The organism is Pontibaca salina (genome assembly GCF_016307205.1).
Taxonomy (GTDB): Bacteria; Pseudomonadota; Alphaproteobacteria; order Rhodobacterales; family Rhodobacteraceae; genus Pontibaca; species Pontibaca salina.
Genome location: NZ_JAEIJD010000004.1, coordinates 1 through 19,058, shown reverse-complemented (window position 1 = coordinate 19,058; position 19,058 = coordinate 1). Strand labels below are relative to the sequence as shown.

The following is a 19,058-nucleotide window of genomic DNA, read 5'->3' as shown; positions in this document are numbered from 1 at the left end:
CATGTTTCCGATCCGCGATCACAATCCGTCAGGGCGCACACCTTATATCGTCTATGCCCTGATCGCGGCAAATGCTCTGATATATCTCGCTAATCTTGGCGGCTTCGACTCGATACGCGCGCTCAACCAGTTCTATTTCAACTGGGCGCTGATCCCCGCACGGATTTCCGCAGGCGATGGGTTTCACACGCTGGTGACGTCGATGTTCCTGCATGGCGGGCTGATGCATCTGGCCGGCAATATGCTGTTCCTGTGGATCTTCGGCGACAATCTCGAAGACCGCATGGGCCATGTAAAATTCCTGAGCTTCTACATGGCCAGCGGCATCGGTGCCGGTTTGATCCATGTGCAATCCGCATCCGGCTCGGTGGTTCCAACCGTTGGTGCGTCGGGGGCCATCGCGGGCGTCATGGGCGGCTACGTATTGCTGTTTCCGCGCGCACGGGTCGATGTGCTGATCATCCTTGTGGTGTTTTTTCGGATTCTGCCGATCCCGGCATGGATCATGCTTGGGGTCTGGTTCATCATGCAGGCACTTGGCGGGTTCGGTGCCGACCCGGACACAGGCGGCGTCGCCTACTGGGCGCATATCGGCGGCTTTGTCGCGGGTCTTGCACTAATCTTGCCACTCTGGCTGCGGCTTGGCGGCACCGCTTTCTGGGATCTCACTCAGGGCAAACCGCCCCACCCTGACCGCAAATACGGTCTTAGTCCTACCAGTATCCCGCGCGTACCGCGGAAATGAACCACCCGGCTTCTTTCTGGTTTGAAATACCCAGTTCCGACGCCAGCAGCGAAATCTACCGTCGGATTGTCTTGGCGAACTGATCAAAAATCGCCTGGTTGGCACAGATCACCGAGCCGTCTGCCAGAATGTCGCGCCCCTCTTCCAGCGGCTCGACCATTGCCCCGGCCTCACGCAAGATCACGATGCCGGCGGCCAGATCCCAAGCATGCAGATGCCGCTCCCAAAACCCCTCATAGCGTCCAGCCGCAACATACGCCATATCAAGCGCCGCTGCCCCCCAACGCCGCACCCCGGCGCAGCTCGGCAGAAGCCGTGCCAGATCCTGAAGCGTCTCGGGCAGATCTGCGCGCCCGCCAAACGGCAACCCGGTGGCAAAAATGCTCTCGATCATGCGATGCCGCCCGGACACCCGCAGGCGGGTGTCGTTCATCCATGCGCCCGCCCCTTTTTCGGCAAAGAACATCTCGTCTTTGGCGGCGTCATAGACCACGCCGGCGACCACCTGCCCCTTATGTTCCAGCGCGACGGAAATCGCCCAATGCGGCAGCCCGTGCAGGAAATTTGTGGTCCCGTCCAGCGGATCGACAATCCAGCGCCGCGTCGGATCTTGCCCGTCAATCGCACCGCCTTCTTCGGCGAGCCAGCCATAGGTCGGACGCGCACCGAGCAGTTCTTCCTTGAGGATCTTCTCCGCCGCCAGATCGGCGCGGCTGACAAAATCGCCCGCACCTTTCATCGACACTTGCAGGTTCTCGACCTCGCGGAAATCCTTCACCAGCGATCGCCCGGCCTTGCGCGTGGCCTTGACCATGATGTTGAGATTCGCACTGCCTATCATTTCATGCTCCTGTCGGTCAGGCTTCGCCTATACGCCCCGCACCGCCCCTTGCCAAGGGCCGCCCGTTCTTAGGAGTGGTGAATAGCAAGACATAATGCAAAGCAGATCGACAGGGTGAATCTGCCCCACCCCGGATGGCCAGCACGCCTCACGCCGCCTGAAGCCGGCGCGCTTCGTTCCGAGCGAGGTCGATGAGTTCGCTCATATACGGTTTTTCGCGATCTTCCCGGCGTACGGCAGCGTAAAGCCGCCGCGTGATCCCCTTGGCGGTCAGCGGCCGGGTGACGTAATCCGAGGAATATTTGACCTCGCGCACGACCCAATCCGGCAGCACCGCAACGCCCCGGTTCGACGCGACCAGCAGCAGGATGACCGCCGTCAATTCGACCTGCCGAATCGCGGCCGGCTCCACCTTGGCCGGAATCAGCAGCTGGCTGAACACATCCAGCCGTGTGCGCTCAACCGGATAGCTGATCAAAGTCTCGTCCCGGAAATCCGCAGCCTCGACAAAGGGTTTCGCCGCCAGCGGATGTTGCGACGACGCCACAAAAACCGGCGCATAGTCAAACAGTTCAATAAAATCGATTCCCGGCAGATCCTCAGGGTCGGAGGAAACCACCAGGTCGACCTCTTCCTTTTGCAGCGCCGGCATCGCGTCGAACGCCAGCCCCGGGCGGATATCGACATCGACATCGCCCCAAGACTTGCGGAAATTTTCAAGGACCGGGAACAGCCACTCGAAACAGGCATGGCATTCGATGGCAATGTGCAGCCGGCCGGTGTTCCCATCGCGCAAATTGGTAAACTCAGCCTGCATCGCCTCGACCTGCGGCAGCACTTTTTCCGCCAGCCGCAGCAGCCGCAGCCCTGCGGCCGTCAGTTTCATCGGCTTGGAACGGCGCTGAAACAACTCGACTCCAGCCTGATCTTCAAGCCCCTTGATCTGATGGCTCAGCGCGCTTTGCGTGATGTGCAGCCGTTCGGCAGCGCGGGCCAGGCCGCCACATTCATAAACCGCCTGGATCGTGCGCAGGTGACGGAATTCAATATGCATCCTATCACTCCATTCATGTTGTTCTTGAGTTTTATGAATTTGTCTCACATTGCAGCATGTGCGACAAGGGATGAAATCAAAGGAGACCACCGCCATGACCCGTCCCGACGTCTCGTTCGAATTCTTCCCGCCTCAGACACTTGAGGCATCGTTCCGGCTGTGGGATACCGTGCAATCGCTGGCCCCATTGGCGCCGCGCTTCGTGTCCGTTACCTATGGCGCCGGCGGCACCACGCGCGATCTGACACGCGATGCGGTGGCGACGCTGCACAAATCTTCGGGGCTAAAGGTTGCCGCACACCTGACCTGCGTGAACGCCTCGCGCGAAGAAACGCTCACGATCGCAAATGACTTCGCCCAAGCCGGTGTAACCGAAATTGTCGCGCTGCGCGGCGACCCGCCAAAAGGCAGCGGCGGATTCGTCCCCCATCCCGACGGCTTCGCCAATTCGGTCGAACTGATCGAAGCGCTTGCCGATGCCGGTGATTTCACCATTCGCGTCGGCGCTTATCCCGATGTGCACCCCGAAGCCGCCTGCGGACAGGCCGACATCGATTGGCTCAAGGCCAAGCTGGACGCGGGCGCAACCGAAGCGCTGACCCAGTTCTTTTTCGAGGCGGATACGTTTTTCCGCTTTCGCGACGCCTGCGCCAAGGCCGGAATCGACCATGCCATCACGCCCGGCATCCTGCCAATCGAAAATTGGAAAGGCGCGCGCAATTTTGCCCGCAACTGCGGCACCACAATCCCGAAATGGGTCGAAGAGGCTTTCGATGCGGCAACCCGCGACGGACGCGCCGACATGTTGGCCACAGCACTTTGTGCCGAACTCTGCAGCGAATTGATCGAAGGCGGTGTCAACAAACTGCACTTCTACACGCTGAACCGTCCCGAATTGACCCGCGATGTCTGCCACGCACTGGGCGTGACGCCACGTGTCCCCCTAGACAAGGTGGCGTAACAATTGTTTTGATCCAACCGCTCTCACTGCGGTCTGGGCGCTCCGAGCGGGGCGCTGGTCTGGGCGGGCATTTGTTCCGGAACGGTTTCGTGCAATCTCTCGGATGGATCGACACCAACCAAACGCGGGCGGCGCAGCAGGAAAATCTTGCTCCAGCCACGCCATGTGCCGACCGGCGCGGCGGACGCATCGGTAAAGAAACGCGCGTTCCACCCCTGCGGCAGCGGCAAGCCGGCTGTCTCTGCCCGCTCCAACATCCAGACCAATGGAATATTGGCCAAGGGGCGCGCTCGCTCATCTCCGCCCAATTGCCCGCCGATATCGCCATGTGCGCCCCGAAACCAGACCTGTTCCATATAGCCTTGCCAATCCGGCTTCAGGCGCCACAGCTCGGGCTGATAGACCACCCGCGTTTCATGCAGTGCCAAGGCGTGAAATACATTGCGAACGGAACCACCGGGATGATGGTCGTGAAACCGGTGCTGTTCCGCTGCAAAACGCCACAGTAGCGGCAGCCGAATGCCCAGCGCCTTGACCGTGTCCCAAGCGCCGATCATTTGGATTGGCACGGATTGGTGGCAAAGGGCCCGCGCGAAAGCTCGGGCATGCAGCCCGTCGGGCGCGTTTTCATAATGGCGATATGCAGTGCGTATATTGCGGACTGTGGCATGGTCGCGTTGCAGCAGCCCCACCCGGTCGATCAGTCCGGCAAGGGCGCGCACGGCATAGGCGCCGCGGGAATATCCGAACAGGAACACCCGGTCTCCGGGCCGATAGCGCGACGAAAGAAAACCATAAGCGCGGCGAATCTGACGGTCGATTCCCCGCCCCATCAGCATGTCGGGCGTGCTGCGCCAATCGGGCCACTGCACGCCCGATTCGTAATAAACCGCGACATGCGGCGACATTTCACGGCAGAGCCGATAGGTAACACCGGCATGGGTCTCATATCCCGGTTCCAAGGTCGATAGCGTGCCGTCCAGAATGATGACATAGTTCTGCGGCCCGCGCCCTGCAGTTTCGCCCGATTGTTCGCGTGTCAGGGGCCGACCTAACCATCCAAAAACCCGTTCACGCAATTGCGATATATTAATCACCCAACGTCCCTCCGAACCCTAACCGCAACCTTGTTAGCGTCGGTCCCTCCTATCCAACTTTCTGCCAATAGCTTGTATATATTAAATTAAGCTGGCAAATTCCGATTTCCAGTCAGGCGCTGCACCGACACGATATCGTGCAGACCATAGCCATTGAAATCGGTGCTGATCGCCACGGAATAGGCTCCCAGGCCGTCAAATAGGACATAATCGCCATCCTGCGCGTCGGCGGGAAGGACCAGGCCGTCCGGAAGTCGATCAAGAGAATCGCAGGTCGGCCCGAAAACCACACGCGGTATCGGCGCACCTTGGCGCATTGTACCGTCGACGGCGATCACCCGAATACGCCGGCTCAGCCCCATGTCACGCAGTTCGGACAGCCCCCCATAAATGCCATCGTTCAAATAAATCGTGCGTCCGCCAGCCCGCATCCCCTTGATCCGGGTGGCCAATGTGAACGCTTCGGCCACCAGCGCGCGGCCCGGCTCACACAGAAGAGCAGGCGTGCGCGCAGTGAACACGCGATCGGTGACGGCCCGGATCGTCGAAAATACTGCATTCAGATCGGGGACCTTGCCGCAACGATCAGCCGCAAACCCACCGCCCACGTTCAGCCGCGCCAGCGTTACACCGGCCCGCTCGCAAATCCGGGCCGCCTCGGTGATATAGGCCGCCCAAGCGCGGGGGTCTTCGCATTGGGTGCCCGGATGAAAACAAACCGACGCATGCCAGCCGCCCTGATCGACGCGGCGCAGCAGCTCAACCGCAAGATCTGGTGTTGCGCCAAACTTGGCGCCGAAATCATAAGCCGCCCCCTTGACCGGCAGTGCAATGCGCACCGCGAGTTCAGCGCTCTTGGGCACGTCCGCCAATTTACTCAATTCGGTCGGATCATCCACCGCCCAACTGGCGACGCCATTCGCAATGCCCGCCGCCACCTCGTCACGCGACCGAACTGGATTGTTATAATGCAAAACCGCTTGCGGAAACGCGCGCCGCGCAGCTGCCATCTCACTTGGCGACGCCACATCGAAGGTGTCGATTCCAGCGGCCACCAGATTGTCGAGAACCTCGGGCCGGTCATTGGCTTTCACCGCATAGGTCACCAATCCCGGAAATCCGCCGCGGAACCGGCGCGCTGTTGCCTGAAGGATTTGCGGCGACAGGTAGAGCACCGGAACATCGGGCTGCTGGCGCAAAAGATGACTGATTGGATCAGACCAGAACGGCGGGAATTGTTGCATTGTTACAGTCCCTCACTGTTTCCTACCAGTGTCTGGACCTTTGTTGTCGATTTCACGGGTCGTTTCGGCCAATATGCAGGTATCTTTCGTCATAACGACCAAATGACCATGCAATTGGACGATACCGATAAACACCTGCTAGCCTTGCTGCGCGAAAACGCACGTAGGCCCGTGGCGGATCTGGCACGGCGGCTGGGACTTGCCCGCACAACCACTCAGGCGCGCATTGATCGGCTGGAGAACTCCGGCGCGATCGCCGGCTATACGCTGAAAGCAAGCGCGGCCACGCGCCCCGCCCTGCGCGCGACGATCCTTGTTTCTGTCGAGCCACGCAGCACGCCCGCTGTGCTGGACCGACTGCGTGCTCTGCCCGGCGTAGAAGCAGTGCATACCACATCAGGCCGTTGGGATTTACTGGTACAGGCCACAGCGGACAGCACTTCGGCACTGGACGCAACGCTGGACCGCATCGGCGAGGCGCGCGGGGTCCGTTCATCGGAAAGCCTGATCCACCTCGCGACCAAGATCGACCGCATCGGTTGACACGTCAGTTCGAAGGGACAGACATTTCAAAATCTGGCGGATGTCGCGAAATCGGGTATTTATTACCAGAAAGAAACAAGGCCGAAGCGCCCTGTCTGATCGCCGTCCATCCGCATCGGGACAATCCTGCAATCGACAGGGCCGCCTCTTCCTGGTGCGGTCATCGGCTCCCCAGCCTGTACCGCACGACCAGCATGGCGCGATTCCCGTTAAAAATCCGTTATCGCTTCTTTCTGGTTACAAATACCCAAAATCCAGGGGTGCCACCGGTCCTGCCGCAGGAAAGTGGCAATGCGGACCTTCCCCTTGGACGCGCCATTCGCTAGACGAGGTTCGAACAAAAGGGACCACCACGATGGCGATGGAAAAAACTTTTGACGCGGCCGAGGCCGAAGGACGTCTTTACCGGGCCTGGGAAGAGGCCGGCTGTTTCACCGCCGGGGCGAATGCCTCGCGCAGCGAGACCTATTGCATCATGATCCCGCCGCCCAACGTGACCGGCAGCCTGCATATGGGGCATGCTTTCAATAACACCCTGCAGGACATTCTGATCCGCTGGCACCGGATGCGCGGCTTCGACACGCTTTGGCAGCCGGGGCAGGATCATGCCGGTATCGCCACGCAGATGGTGGTGGAACGCAAGCTTGCCGAAGAGGGCAGCAAGGGCCGCCGCGAACTCGGGCGTGAGGCGTTCATCGACAAGGTCTGGGAGTGGAAAGAGGAATCGGGCGGCGCCATCGTCAACCAGCTCAAGCGACTTGGCGCTTCGCTCGACTGGTCGCGGGACCGCTTTACCATGGACAAGGGGTTCCATGCTGCGGTCCTCAAGGTGTTCGTCGATCTTTACGACAAGGGCATCATCTATCGCGGCAAGCGGCTGGTGAATTGGGACCCGCATTTCGAGACCGCGATCTCCGATCTGGAGGTCGAGAATATCGAGGTGCCCGGTCACATGTGGCACTTCAAATATCCGCTCGCCGGCGGCGAGACCTATACCTATGTGGAAAAGGACGAGGACGGGACTGTCGTGCTGGAGGAAGAGCGCGATTATATCTCCATTGCCACGACCCGGCCCGAAACCATGCTGGGTGACGGGGCGGTGGCGGTCCACCCTTCCGATTCACGCTATGCGCCGATCGTTGGCAAGCTTTGCGAAATTCCCGTCGGCCCAAAGGACCAGCGCCGGTTGATCCCGATCATCGCCGACGAATACCCAGATCCCGATTTCGGGTCCGGTGCGGTCAAGATTACCGGAGCGCATGACTTCAATGACTATGCGGTGGCGATGCGCAACGGCATCCCGCTTTACGCGCTGATGGACACCAAGGGCGCGATGCGCAGCGATGGCTTGCCCTATGGCGAGGCCGCTGCCTGGGCGCAGGGCATCGCCGAAGGGCGCGAAACGGCGCCGCAGGACGCCAGCCGGATCAACCTTGTCCCCGAAGAATATCGCGGCCTGGACCGGTTCGAAGCCCGCGAACGCATCGTCGCCGATATCAATGCCGAAGGGCTGGCGGTTACGGTCACGAATGATGACGGCGAGACCGTGCCCTTCGTGGAAAACAAGCCGATCATGCAGCCGTTTGGCGACCGCTCGAAAGTGGTGGTCGAGCCGATGCTGACCGACCAGTGGTTCGTGGACACCGCCCAGATTGTCGGCCCGGCGCTGGACGCTGTGCGCGATGGCGAGGTCACGATCCTGCCCGAGCGCGACAAGAAAGTTTACTATCACTGGCTGGAAAATATCGAGCCGTGGTGCATCTCGCGGCAATTGTGGTGGGGCCACCAGATCCCCGTCTGGTACGGGCTCGATCTGTCGGCGCCTGAATTCCGCGATGACGAGGGCGACGGCGAGCTGGATCTTGTCGAACTGCACCGTCTGCTGATCGAGGGCGGCATGCTGCATGCCGGTGCCGTGGAACATTGCGCGGCGGATTTCGAATCCGTGCAGGATGCGTTCCGCGATGAAATTGCCGACACGCCGACCCCGATCAACCATGCGGCCATTGTCGAGGTGAAGGACAAACACGAGGCAATCCACCTGCTGGCCGAAAGCCTTGCCCATTACGGACTGGAGCAGGATCCGACGAAACTTGTCTACCCGGTCTGGCGCGACCCGGATGTATTGGACACGTGGTTTTCCTCGGGGCTTTGGCCCATCGGTACCCTGGGCTGGCCCGATAACACACCGGAGTTGCAGAAATATTTCCCCACCAACACGTTGGTGACCGGGTTCGACATCATCTTTTTCTGGGTCGCACGGATGATGATGATGCAATATGCAGTGGTCGGGCAGAAGCCGTTCGACACGGTCTATGTTCACGCTTTGGTGCGCGACCAGGCCGGCAAGAAGATGTCGAAAAGCCTTGGCAACGTGATTGATCCGCTGGACCTGATCGACGAGTACGGCGCCGATGCGGTGCGCTTCACGCTGACCGCGATGGCGGCCATGGGGCGCGACCTGAAGCTGTCCACCCAGCGCGTCGCGGGCTATCGTAATTTCGGCACCAAGCTTTGGAATGCCATGCGCTTTGCCGAGATGAACGAGGTCTTCGGCGTGTCTGCGACCGAGCGCCCTCAGCCCAGCAAGACCCTGAACCGCTGGATCATCGGAGAGGTCGCCAAGACCGGCGCCGAGGTCGATGAGGCGCTGTCGAATTTCCGCTTTAACGATGCCGCGAATACGCTTTACGCCTTTGTCTGGCACACGGTCTGCGACTGGTATGTAGAGTTCTCCAAACCGCTGTTGCAGAGCGAGGATGCAGAGGCGCGCGACGAGACCCGCGCCACCATGAAATGGGTGCTGGATCAGTGCCTGATCCTGCTGCATCCGATCATGCCCTTCATCACCGAAGAGCTTTGGGCGCTGTCAGGCAAGCGCGACAAGATGCTGATCCATGGAGATTGGCCCGAGTACACCCCCGCGGATCTGGTTGATCCAGAGGCAGATCACGAGATGAACTGGGTGATCACGCTGATCGAGAACGTCCGTTCGGCGCGGGCGCAGATGCATGTGCCGGCCGGCGCACATGTGCCGATGCTGGTGCGCGAGATTGACGCGCGCAGCCAAAGCGCGTGGGAGCGCAACGAGACCCTGATCAAACGGCTGGCGCGGATCGAGTCACTGGAGCGCGCCGAGACCTTTCCCAAGGGCACCGTGACCGTCGCGGTTCCGGGCGGAGTATTTGGTCTGCCGCTGGCCGGGATCATCGACATCGACAAGGAAAAGTCGCGACTGGAAAAGAGCCTTGGCAAGCTAGAGAAGGAACTCGGTGGGCTGCGCGGGCGGTTGAACAACCCGAAATTCGCCAGCTCGGCGCCGCCCGAAGTGGTCGAAGAAACCCGCGCCAATCTAGCCGCGCGCGAGGCCGAAGAGACCAAGCTGCGCGAGGCGCTGGCGCGGCTCTCCGAACTGGAATAGGCGTTATCGGATTTCAGGTTCGCGGCCTTTGCATCCGGGCCGCGACCTGACCTAGGGCGGACGCGCTCAGCATAGCCGAAACAGGCCCGACGCATCCCGTCGGATGTGACGCCTTAGCGCGATTTACTTCCGCTGCGGCGGCCTCTACCCATCGGGGCGATCTGCCGTAGCACAAGAAGCACCAAATGGAGCCGCATTTACCCGAAACCCCGCCGCGCCGCCTCCTGCCCCGTCTTCTGTGGACCTTTGCAGGCTGGCTGGCGCTGGTGCTGGGGGTGCTGGGGGTGGTGCTGCCGGTTCTGCCGACCACGCCCTTCGTGCTTTTGGCCGCATATTGCTTTGGCAAAGGATCACCGAGACTGCGCGCCTGGCTGATCGGCCATCGCACCTTTGGCCCATTGATCCTCGACTGGGAGACACATGGCGCCATTCCCCGGCCGATCAAACGACTGGCCGTATCGGTCATGGCGCTGGTCTTTTTGGCCAGCGCGATCGCGGGACTGGGCTGGATTGTTCTGACGGTGCAGGCGATCTGCCTGTCGGGCGCGGCTGTCTTTATCCTGACACGGCCCGACGCAGAGTGATACGCCGCCCTTGCTCGGCGCGACGGCTTGGGCTTATCTGATTGTTATGACATATCCGCGCTACACTTCGCTCGCCCGGTCGCTGCCTGCCAATGTGCCGTTTGTCGGCCCCGAAACCCATGAGCGGGCGCGCGGCGCCCCCTTTGCCGCCCGGATTGGTGCCAACGAGAACGGCTTTGGCACCTCACCGCGTGCGATTGCAGCAATGCGGAAGGCCGCTGGCGATATCTGGAAATATGGCGATTCCCAAAGCCATGACCTGCGCGCTGCCCTTGCGGCGCACCATGGCACCGAACCTGCCAACATCATGGTGGGCGAAGGCATCGACGGGCTACTGGGCTATCTGGTGCGGTTGATTGTCGGGCCCGGCGATGCGGTGGTGACCTCGGACGGTGCCTATCCAACGTTCAACTATCACGTGACCGGCTTCGGCGGCGTCTTGCATAGGGTGCCCTATGTGGATGGCCGCGAAGACCCGACCAGTTTGCTCGCCAAAGCTGCACAAGTCGATGCGAAACTGGTCTATCTGGCCAATCCCGATAACCCGATGGGCACTTGGCACAGCGGCACAAGCGTTGTCGCGGCGATGGATGCGCTGCCCGAAGGCTGCTTGCTGGTTTTGGACGAAGCCTATGTCGAATGCGCGCCAGAGGGGACCGCCGCACCGATAAGACCAGATGATCCGCGCGTGATCCGGTTGCGCACCTTTTCCAAAGTGTACGGCATGGCCGGGGCGCGCGTGGGGTACGCGATTGCTGCACCGGATCTGATTGAGGCTTTCAACAAGGTGCGCAATCATTTCGGGATGAACCGCGCTGCGCAAGCCGGTGCACTGGCGGCCTTGCAGGATGGCGATTGGCTGGCCCATGTCCAGCGGAAAATCAGCCGAGCCCGCGACCGAATCGCGCAAATCGCGCAGGATAACGGGCTGTACGCGCTGCCCTCGGCCACAAATTTCGTCGCAATTGATTGTGGCGGCGACGGGAGTTTTGCCAAAGCGGTTCTGGACAACCTGATCCAGCAGGGCGTTTTCGTGCGAATGCCCTTTGTCGCACCCCAAGATCGCTGCATCCGAGTTAGTTGTGGCCCGATGGATCAGTTGAAAATCTTTGCCGCCGCCCTTCCCTCTGCGTTGGAAGCCGCGCGCGGCTGACCGGTCTTCATCGCTTGTGCCGGGGTACCACGCAGATTACACGGCAGCGACATTCAAGAGCAGGGTACATGCAGAATAAAGCGCATAATCCACCCAAAACTAAGCAAAAATCTATAGCCGAGCTGATGGGCTGGCTGTGGCGGGGGTATCTGCGTCAGCACTTCGGCGTGCTGTTCATCGCGCTGTTCTTCATGCTGATCGAAGGCAGCACCGTCGGCGCGATCAGTTACATGATGAAACCCATGTTCGATACCGTGTTCGTGCAGGGCAACAGTCAAGCATTGGTCTGGGTCAGCATTATTTTCTTAGTGGTCTTCACGATCCGCGGTCTGTCGGGCGTGGTGCAAAAGGTGCTGCTGTCGCGAATTTCGCAACTGACGGCTGCCCATCTGCGCGTTGATCTTCTGAAACGGCTGATCCGGCAGGATGCTTCGTTTCACCAGACCCATCCGCCCGGCTATCTGATCCAGCGGATCCAATCCGATGTGGGATCGGTCAACGCAGTCTGGCGCGCGATTATCACCGGCGCAGGGCGTGATTTCATCTCGCTGATTATCCTGCTTGGGGTGGCAATCAATATCGATTGGCGCTGGACTTTGGTGATGCTGGTTGGCGTGCCGCTGGCCTTTCTGCCCATTTTTTCCGGGCAGCGCTATGTGCGCAAGAAAGCCAGCCAGGCGCGTGATCTCGGCGCGACCCTTGCCACGCGGCTGGACGAGATCTTTCACGGCATCGTGCCGATCAAATTGAACAACCTCGAACGCTATCAAACCGGTCGGTTCGAAAAGCATACGGGTACTTTCGTGCGCTCGGAAATCCGCGCCACATTCGGCACCGCTGCGATCACCGGGGTGATCGATGTGATGGCGGGGTTGGGCTTCATGGGGGTGCTCTTTCTGGGTGGCTCCGAGATCATCGAGGGCAAGAAGACCGTCGGTGAGTTTATGAGCTTTTTCACCGCCATCGGTCTCGCCTTCGACCCGATGCGCCGTCTTGCAGCGGTCAGTGGCACGTGGCAAGTCGCCGCCGCCGCGCTGGAACGGCTGAAAGAGCTGATGGACGCGCCGATCCTGCTGGCCTCGCCGGCCGAGCCTGTGGCAGCGCCCACGGGGCTGCCCGATGTGGCCTTGACCGGCGTCACATTGCGCTATGGTGAGGCGACGGTGCTGGACGACCTGACCTTACATGCCGAGGCGGGCAAGACCACGGCGCTGGTCGGGGCGTCGGGCGCGGGTAAATCTAGCGTGTTCAATGTGCTGACCCGGCTGGTCGATCCGCAAGCCGGAGAGGTGAAAATCAGCGATGTCCCGGTTGCGCGCATGGAACTTGAATCGCTGCGCGACCTGTTTTCGGTCGTCAGTCAGGAGGCGCTGCTGTTTGATGAAACCCTGCGCGACAATATCCTCCTTGGGCGCACGGATATCAGCGATGCCGACCTGCAACCGGTGCTGGAAGCCGCCCATGTCAGCGATTTTTTGTCTAATCTCCCTGACGGGTTGGACACTCTGGTGGGACCGCGCGGCTCGGCTCTGTCGGGCGGGCAGAGACAGCGCGTCGTGATCGCACGCGCCCTGCTGCGCAACACACCGATCCTGCTGCTGGACGAGGCCACCAGCGCACTGGATGCACAATCGGAAAAGATCGTGCAAAGCGCGCTGGAGAAGCTCGCGGGCGGGCGCACGACGCTGGTGATCGCGCATCGCCTATCCACCATCCAGAACGCCGATCGCATCGTGGTGATGGATCGCGGGCAAGTGGTGGACTCCGGAACCCATGACGAGTTACTGGCGCGCGGTGGCATCTATGCCGATCTCTACCGGTTGCAGTTCCAGTCTGGCAAAGAGGTGATCGATCGTAAGGGAACCGCCGCATTGGCACCGCATATGCCCAAGGTTGACGGGCGAGAACCCGGTATATTGCGACGACTGGCCGTCCGTTTTCTGGGTTAACCCCAATTACTTGCGCTGATAGCGGTCGGCCAGAGATTCTGGGCAGACTCCGGACAAATAGCGGATCAACGTCCAAATATTACCCGCGCCACGCCGCAGCCAGCCATCGCTTAGATATCGGACAGCGCTTGTGGTGATGGTCGCATTCAGGCGCACCAATGGACACGACAAAGCGCGCACCAACGCGACATCCTCCATCAGTCGCTGATCCGGATAGCCGCCAGCAAGGTCGTAATCAGCCAGCGATAGCAGCAAGCCCTGATCGCCATAAGGCAGCGCAAACATGCGGGCACGCAGATTGGCCCACGCTCCGACCACTGAAGGCGCCAGGCCCCGCGCACGAAAAGTCAGACGAAACCAGCCCGCGCCCTGCCCCTGCGCGATATGCTCCGCCACCGGGCCGCTCCACCCGGGCGCAAGGATGCTGTCCGCATGTAGAACCAGCAGCCACGGCCCCTGCGCCGCCGCCACGCCGCGCCGCAACTGCCCCCCGCGCGAGGGTGGACCGGTGACGATATGCGCACCCAGATCGCGCGCGATCACACAGGTCCGATCCGTCGATCCGCCATCGGTCACGATGATTTCCCGGATCAGCCCCGCCGCCTGCCCTTCGGCCAAGGCCTTGATGCACCCGGTAAGATCGCCAGAGACATTCAGCGTGGGGATGATGACACTGATTGGGGCTTGCATTGATGCATGCTCTGTTAAACGTTGCCGCTGCTGTTATATGATAGATGACTGGACACAAGGAGAACACAATGACATCGCGCCGTATCTTCCGGATTTCAGGCAGCGATAGGCTCGACTTCCTGCAAGGGCTGGTCACCAACGACATTCGCAAGCTCGATCAGGGTCTTGTCTATAGCGCGCTGCTGACGCCCCAAGGCAAATATATCGCAGATTTCTTCCTCGCAGCCGAGGCTGACGCGGTCTTGCTGGACGTTGCCGACCCGCTGGCTGACGATCTGGCGAAACGTCTAAGCATGTACAAGCTGCGCTCGGATGTCACGATCGAGGACTCCGGCCTGAACTTGCAACGCGGCACCGGCCCAGCACCCGAGGGCGCACTGCCCGACCCACGCCATGAAGCTCTCGGCTGGCGGGCCTATACTGCGGCCCCAGCCAATGACGACGGCACCGACTGGGACGCGATCCGCGTGGCCCACTGTATCCCCGAAAGCGGCATCGAATTGACGCCCGATAGCTTCATTTTGGAGGCGGGATTTGACCGTTTGAACGGTGTCGACTTCCGCAAAGGCTGTTTCGTCGGACAGGAAGTCACCGCACGAATGCGGCACAGGACAGAATTGCGCAAAGGGCTCGTCCGCGTGCTCATCGATGGCAGCGCCCCTGTGGGCGCTCCGGTCACCACCGACGACAGACCGGCCGGAACGCTGTATACACAGGCCAATGGCAGGGGCATTGCCTATCTGCGCTTTGACCGTGCTACGGGCGAGATGCAGGCGGGCGACGCTACGCTACATCGGGAGTGACCGGCAGGCAGGGATCAGGCGCGTTCAGCGTATTCGATGGTTTCGGTGTTGACCACGACATCCTCATCCGGGCCGACGAATGGCGGCACCATGATCTTGAGCCCGTTATCCAACGTGGCGGGTTTGAAACTGTTTGCCGCCGTCTGGCCCTTGACCACCGGTTCGGTCTCGACAACCTTGCAGGTGACCTTTTGCGGCAGCGAGGCGTTCAGCGCCTCCTCCTCGTGAAACTCGATCTGAATGGTCATCCCGTCCTGAAGCAGCGGGCGACGTTCACCTAAAATTTCAGCCGGCAGCTCCACTTGGTCGTAGGTCTGCGCATCCATGAATACCAGCATGCCGTCGGTTTCGTAAAGGAACTGCATGTCCTTTTGTTCCAGCCGGACACGCTCGACCTTGTCCGCGCTGCGGAAGCGCTCGTTCAATTTCGAACCATTGCGCAGATTGCGCAATTCAACCTGGGCAAAGGCACCGCCCTTGCCCGGTTTCACATGATCCGCCTTAACCGCGACCCACAGGCTGCCGTTATGCTCCAGCACATTGCCGGGGCGAATTTCATTGCCGTTAATCTTGGCCATGAGAGGGTTACCTTACTAGAACTTGATGGATTTGTTTGCGCACCTATATATGGCGAAGCGAGTTGTGGCAATACAACCTATCGCGTGCTGCATGCGCGAAGGCCCATGCGCTAGGCGCATGGGCGGTATTCTTAAACGGGGTACCCGAATCGATCTGAATAGGCCATAAGGGGCGCAAAGCAGAAATCGCAAGAGCAATAATGATAAGGGAAACGAGATGAAAGATTTCGTTGATGGAACGGCTTTTAATAATGAACAAGGCAATCGCGCCCGCAAACTTTTTGCCGCCGTGGTACTGGCAGCTCTAGATGATGCCATTGCCGATGACAAAAAATACGGCAACGGCCCCGAGCAAATCGCCCGCTGGGCTCGTTCGCGCGATGGCCGCGAAGTACTTTCTTGCGCGGGAATTGACCCCAATGAACGGGTTGTCGATGGGTTGATGGAATTTGTTGGCCGCGGTGTGCGCACTTCGGTCGCGCTGTCGCGGGAAGAAAGCGAGCGGCGTCAGGCTGCCCGTCAGGCCGCCGCCTGATTTTCAATACATCCGTATCGCAAAGACGCGCTTTTTGAAGCGCGTTTTTGCTGTGAAGACTTCGACCGCAATCAAGATGGTCCGGGGCGGCCAAGGTTACCTCCGGCGCTCGTCGCACAATCGTGTCGATAAAAGATTTGGTCACTGCCGCTCCGCAATTTGATCGGCTACCCGCAGGGCATTGGCAGCAATGGTCAGACTGGGATTTACCCCCATCGAAGTCGGCATGAACGAAGCGTCGACGACCCACAGATTGCACAGACCATGCACGCGGCAGGCGGGGTCAAGGACACTTGTCGCAGGGTTCGCTCCCATCCTCAGGGTCCCGCAGGGATGACCCAGATTTGGCTCGGGGTCATGGGTGAGAAACAAGCTTTTCTGGCCCTTTAAGGCGGAGCGGAGCAGGCGACGAAAGATCAAGCGACGCTCAAGAAGCTCTTCGGAAAAGCCATAATCGATGCGAATTCCGCCAGGCCGTGCCGGATCGGGCAAAACGCGGTTCTCGGCATACGGCAAATCTTCAAGCAGACCGACAAAGACCTTTGCCCGCCCGAATACCTGTGCGGCAATGATCGCGGGGACCCGCGCCAGTTGATGCGCGCCGGGTAGGCAGCGCAGTCGTGAACGGGCAATGCGCCTGCGCAAGTAATGCAGGATATCACCCTGTTCGATGTTGAGCCCCATCGATTGGACCATCCCAAACCTGAGACCTTCGGCAAAATACAGATCGCGAAAACCAATGGATTTCGAATGTTCCCGAAAAGCCTCACCACGTCTTGGCCAAAGAGCGAACATCTCATTAAGGTGAAACATTAGATTTCGGCCTACCAGATCGTTGCCATTGCCACAGCCGTGTGGCCAGTGCTCCGCCCGCGAGTTCAATAGCAACCGGGGTGAAGATAATGCACCAGCAGCCAGCACGACACGTTCCGCCGAAAATGTCAGTTGTTCGTCATCACGTCGGGCAATGACATGCGTGATCCGATCTGGTCTGCCCACCAGTTCAGTCACCTCGCACCGATCCAAAAGCGCAGCCCGACCGGTTTTCAACGCGGGCTCGATCCCTGCCGAGCGCGCGTCCATCTTGCAGTCACGCGGGCACTTGCGGCCAAAACAGAATGTGCAGCCGTCTAGGTGTCGCAAGGCGGTGTGAAGTTGATAAGGATGCAATCCACCGGCGCGCATTCGCTGCATCATCCGGCTATCGCCCTGCGCAATCGGCAGCGGCGCGCCCAACCGCGCCGCAGAATGACCGTTCAGCGGATCGGTCTCGCCGCGGACATGATAAAGGGCTTCGGCACGGTCATAATATGGCAACATCTGGTGATAGTTGACCGGCCAGCCGCCGGTCGGGTGCGGACGCTCGGCACTGTCATCAAGATCATGCGCTTCGGGTCGCTCGAGCGTTGCAGCATAGAAAACCGATGAACCACCAACCCCGGCCCCAATTGGCACAAAGGGCTGAGTCTCGCGCCCGTTTAGGCATAGACTAACTCTGTCGGGCCACCATCCCTGTGTCATGCGGGCGGTGGGATCGGTGATCGTATCTGCACCTAGCCCGTTTGTTGCGCTACGCTGCCCGGCATGACCCTTTTCCAGAAACAGAACCGCCAAACCATTTTCGGCGAGATGCCGGCCGATGGTTCCACCGCCGATCCCCGTACCGATCACGATGACGTCCCAGTGCCGGTCGCACAATTCGCTGGTCATAGATGCCACGCAGAACTTTGACTGGTGAGGGCTACTCTGAACAGATCACACACATGAAATCCGCCCTATTTTGCCAAATTTCGCCCAAAACAACCCCGCCGTTCAAAAAACCGGTGATGACAAAGTAAACTTCAGCTTCAGTAAAACAATTCTGCAATCTCGGTACAAATAAAACAACCCAAACCGCTGCCCTGCGCAGTCCGTCGGCCGGTAATCATATCTCACCCGGCATCCCAAACTTTCTCAGATCGAGCCCCTGCCCTACAATCAATGAGGTTCATTTAGGTTTTCACTTTCTGCAACAAGATACCGGTCGGGCTGGCCGCTGAATTTCTAGCGTCGATGGTTGCAACACGCGGCCCCGGAATGGTCGCCTTTCTTAACAAGTCTCTACGCGCCTGTGCTTGCAGCCGAGGGCATTGTTGAATCCTGTAGCTGCAAGGTTGCAAGCGGCATCGCTGCATCCTATCAATCTTTCCGTGAGGGAAATAAGGGAGACGGGTATGAGCCAGTATGTTTCGAAACGGGCATTGAATGCGAGCGATATCCGCGCGCGCAAAGGTGGAACGCCGCTGGTCTGTCTGACCGCGTACACCACGCCGGTCGCCCAAATTGTCGATCAGGAATGTGACGTCGTTCTGGTTGGTGATAGCCTTGGTATGGTTCTGCATGGTTTGCCCTCGACCTTGCAGGTCACCCTCGAGATGATGATCCTTCACGGTCAAGCCGTCTTTCGCGGATTGAACCGCGCCCTGATGGTGGTGGATATGCCCTTCGGCAGCTACGAGGAAAGCCCTCAGCAGGCGTTTCGCAACGCTGCCCGGATCATGACTGAAACAGGCGCCGGGGCGGTGAAGCTTGAAGGTGGGCGCGATATGGCCGAGACAATCCGTTTCCTGGTGGATCGGGGCATTCCGGTGATGGCGCATGTGGGGTTGACGCCTCAATCGGTCAACACGCTTGGCGGTTACCGTGCGCAGGGCATGGGCAGCGCTGCAGAGGCAGTGTGCGCCGATGCCAAAGCCACCGCCGAGGCCGGCGCATTTTCAATTGTTTTGGAGAAGATGCCTGCTGATCTTGCTGATTTGATTACGTCTGAGGTTTCTATTCCGACGATCGGGATTGGTGGTTCGGTTGGGTGCGACGGTCA

At 60.0% G+C, this 19,058-nt stretch carries 18 protein-coding genes; 11 read left to right on the top strand and 7 right to left on the bottom strand.

Annotated elements, in window-relative coordinates; genetic code table 11:
- The first annotated feature begins 1 nt into the window (after position 1).
- Positions 2–745, top strand: coding sequence for a rhomboid family intramembrane serine protease (locus JAO82_RS06550; RefSeq protein WP_198685575.1), 744 nt, complete (start codon positions 2–4; stop codon positions 743–745).
- Between the two features lie 55 nt (positions 746–800).
- Here the strand turns inward: JAO82_RS06550 and JAO82_RS06545 are convergent, their stop codons facing one another.
- Positions 801–1,586, bottom strand: a complete 786-nt coding sequence (locus JAO82_RS06545; RefSeq protein ID WP_198685574.1) for an inositol monophosphatase family protein — start codon at positions 1,584–1,586, stop codon at positions 801–803.
- 148 nt (positions 1,587–1,734) lie between these two features.
- Complete coding sequence (locus JAO82_RS06540; protein WP_198685573.1) at positions 1,735–2,640, bottom strand: LysR family transcriptional regulator; 906 nt, start codon at positions 2,638–2,640, stop codon at positions 1,735–1,737.
- A 94-nt stretch (positions 2,641–2,734) separates the two neighbouring features.
- Here JAO82_RS06540 and metF point away from each other — a divergent pair, with 94 nt between their 5' ends.
- Complete coding sequence (metF, locus tag JAO82_RS06535; protein ID WP_198685572.1) at positions 2,735–3,601, top strand: methylenetetrahydrofolate reductase [NAD(P)H]; 867 nt, start codon at positions 2,735–2,737, stop codon at positions 3,599–3,601.
- 23 nt (positions 3,602–3,624) lie between these two features.
- Here metF and JAO82_RS06530 read toward each other — a convergent pair whose 3' ends face one another.
- Positions 3,625–4,695 carry a DUF2235 domain-containing protein gene (locus tag JAO82_RS06530; protein ID WP_198685749.1) on the bottom strand — a complete coding sequence of 357 codons (1,071 nt, stop codon included), beginning with the start codon at positions 4,693–4,695 and terminating at the stop codon, positions 3,625–3,627.
- A gap of 89 nt (positions 4,696–4,784) precedes the next feature.
- Positions 4,785–5,942, bottom strand: coding sequence for a type III PLP-dependent enzyme (locus JAO82_RS06525; RefSeq protein ID WP_198685571.1), 1,158 nt, complete (start codon positions 5,940–5,942; stop codon positions 4,785–4,787).
- Positions 5,943–6,050: 108 nt separating this feature from the next.
- Between JAO82_RS06525 and JAO82_RS06520 the strand changes: the two genes are divergently transcribed.
- From JAO82_RS06520 to JAO82_RS06495, 6 genes are all read left to right on the top strand, one after another.
- Positions 6,051–6,485: an Lrp/AsnC family transcriptional regulator gene (locus tag JAO82_RS06520; protein ID WP_198685570.1), complete on the top strand. Its 435-nt coding sequence runs from the start codon at positions 6,051–6,053 to the stop codon at positions 6,483–6,485.
- Positions 6,482–6,811: a hypothetical protein gene (locus JAO82_RS06515; protein ID WP_198685569.1), complete on the top strand. Its 330-nt coding sequence runs from the start codon at positions 6,482–6,484 to the stop codon at positions 6,809–6,811. Before JAO82_RS06520 ends, JAO82_RS06515 begins: the two co-directional genes overlap by 4 nt.
- 29 nt (positions 6,812–6,840) lie before the next feature.
- Positions 6,841–9,906: a valine--tRNA ligase gene (locus JAO82_RS06510; protein ID WP_198685568.1), complete on the top strand. Its 3,066-nt coding sequence runs from the start codon at positions 6,841–6,843 to the stop codon at positions 9,904–9,906.
- Between the two features lie 185 nt (positions 9,907–10,091).
- Positions 10,092–10,490: a YbaN family protein gene (locus JAO82_RS06505; protein WP_198685567.1), complete on the top strand. Its 399-nt coding sequence runs from the start codon at positions 10,092–10,094 to the stop codon at positions 10,488–10,490.
- A 46-nt stretch (positions 10,491–10,536) separates the two neighbouring features.
- Positions 10,537–11,643, top strand: coding sequence for a pyridoxal phosphate-dependent aminotransferase (locus JAO82_RS06500; protein ID WP_198685566.1), 1,107 nt, complete (start codon positions 10,537–10,539; stop codon positions 11,641–11,643).
- A gap of 68 nt (positions 11,644–11,711) precedes the next feature.
- Entirely contained in the window at positions 11,712–13,592 is a 1,881-nt protein-coding gene (locus tag JAO82_RS06495; protein WP_198685565.1) for an ABC transporter ATP-binding protein, read from the top strand.
- Between the two features lie 6 nt (positions 13,593–13,598).
- Here the strand turns inward: JAO82_RS06495 and JAO82_RS06490 are convergent, their stop codons facing one another.
- Positions 13,599–14,282 (bottom strand): TIGR04283 family arsenosugar biosynthesis glycosyltransferase, encoded by a 684-nt coding sequence (locus tag JAO82_RS06490; protein WP_198685564.1) that lies wholly within the window; start codon positions 14,280–14,282, stop codon positions 13,599–13,601.
- Between the two features lie 68 nt (positions 14,283–14,350).
- Between JAO82_RS06490 and ygfZ the strand changes: the two genes are divergently transcribed.
- A complete protein-coding gene (gene ygfZ / locus JAO82_RS06485; protein WP_198685563.1) occupies positions 14,351–15,085 on the top strand; it encodes a CAF17-like 4Fe-4S cluster assembly/insertion protein YgfZ in 735 nt (244 codons plus the stop codon).
- 14 nt (positions 15,086–15,099) lie between these two features.
- On the opposite strand, the gene efp is transcribed toward ygfZ, so the two are convergent.
- Positions 15,100–15,663 carry an elongation factor P gene (gene efp, locus JAO82_RS06480; RefSeq protein WP_198685562.1) on the bottom strand — a complete coding sequence of 188 codons (564 nt, stop codon included), beginning with the start codon at positions 15,661–15,663 and terminating at the stop codon, positions 15,100–15,102.
- A 217-nt stretch (positions 15,664–15,880) separates the two neighbouring features.
- Here efp and JAO82_RS06475 point away from each other — a divergent pair, with 217 nt between their 5' ends.
- Entirely contained in the window at positions 15,881–16,198 is a 318-nt protein-coding gene (locus tag JAO82_RS06475) for a DUF6280 family protein (RefSeq protein ID WP_198685561.1), read from the top strand.
- A 141-nt stretch (positions 16,199–16,339) separates the two neighbouring features.
- Here the strand turns inward: JAO82_RS06475 and JAO82_RS06470 are convergent, their stop codons facing one another.
- Positions 16,340–17,908 (bottom strand): GMC oxidoreductase, encoded by a 1,569-nt coding sequence (locus JAO82_RS06470; protein ID WP_198685560.1) that lies wholly within the window; start codon positions 17,906–17,908, stop codon positions 16,340–16,342.
- Positions 17,909–18,411: 503 nt separating this feature from the next.
- Here JAO82_RS06470 and panB point away from each other — a divergent pair.
- A partial coding sequence (gene panB, locus JAO82_RS06465) for a 3-methyl-2-oxobutanoate hydroxymethyltransferase (protein ID WP_198685559.1) occupies positions 18,412–19,058 on the top strand: 647 nt, incomplete at its 3' end.

Coding starts and splice junctions, on each gene's coding strand:
- JAO82_RS06550 (WP_198685575.1), top strand. CDS start 2: ATGTTTCCGATCCGCGATCACAATCCGTCAGGGCGCACACCTTATATC.
- JAO82_RS06545 (WP_198685574.1), bottom strand. CDS start 1,586: ATGATAGGCAGTGCGAATCTCAACATCATGGTCAAGGCCACGCGCAAG.
- JAO82_RS06540 (WP_198685573.1), bottom strand. CDS start 2,640: ATGCATATTGAATTCCGTCACCTGCGCACGATCCAGGCGGTTTATGAA.
- metF (WP_198685572.1), top strand. CDS start 2,735: ATGACCCGTCCCGACGTCTCGTTCGAATTCTTCCCGCCTCAGACACTT.
- JAO82_RS06525 (WP_198685571.1), bottom strand. CDS start 5,942: ATGCAACAATTCCCGCCGTTCTGGTCTGATCCAATCAGTCATCTTTTG.
- JAO82_RS06520 (WP_198685570.1), top strand. CDS start 6,051: ATGCAATTGGACGATACCGATAAACACCTGCTAGCCTTGCTGCGCGAA.
- JAO82_RS06510 (WP_198685568.1), top strand. CDS start 6,841: ATGGCGATGGAAAAAACTTTTGACGCGGCCGAGGCCGAAGGACGTCTT.
- JAO82_RS06505 (WP_198685567.1), top strand. CDS start 10,092: ATGGAGCCGCATTTACCCGAAACCCCGCCGCGCCGCCTCCTGCCCCGT.
- JAO82_RS06500 (WP_198685566.1), top strand. CDS start 10,537: ATGACATATCCGCGCTACACTTCGCTCGCCCGGTCGCTGCCTGCCAAT.
- JAO82_RS06495 (WP_198685565.1), top strand. CDS start 11,712: ATGCAGAATAAAGCGCATAATCCACCCAAAACTAAGCAAAAATCTATA.
- JAO82_RS06490 (WP_198685564.1), bottom strand. CDS start 14,282: ATGCAAGCCCCAATCAGTGTCATCATCCCCACGCTGAATGTCTCTGGC.
- ygfZ (WP_198685563.1), top strand. CDS start 14,351: ATGACATCGCGCCGTATCTTCCGGATTTCAGGCAGCGATAGGCTCGAC.
- efp (WP_198685562.1), bottom strand. CDS start 15,663: ATGGCCAAGATTAACGGCAATGAAATTCGCCCCGGCAATGTGCTGGAG.
- JAO82_RS06475 (WP_198685561.1), top strand. CDS start 15,881: ATGAAAGATTTCGTTGATGGAACGGCTTTTAATAATGAACAAGGCAAT.
- JAO82_RS06470 (WP_198685560.1), bottom strand. CDS start 17,908: ATGACCAGCGAATTGTGCGACCGGCACTGGGACGTCATCGTGATCGGT.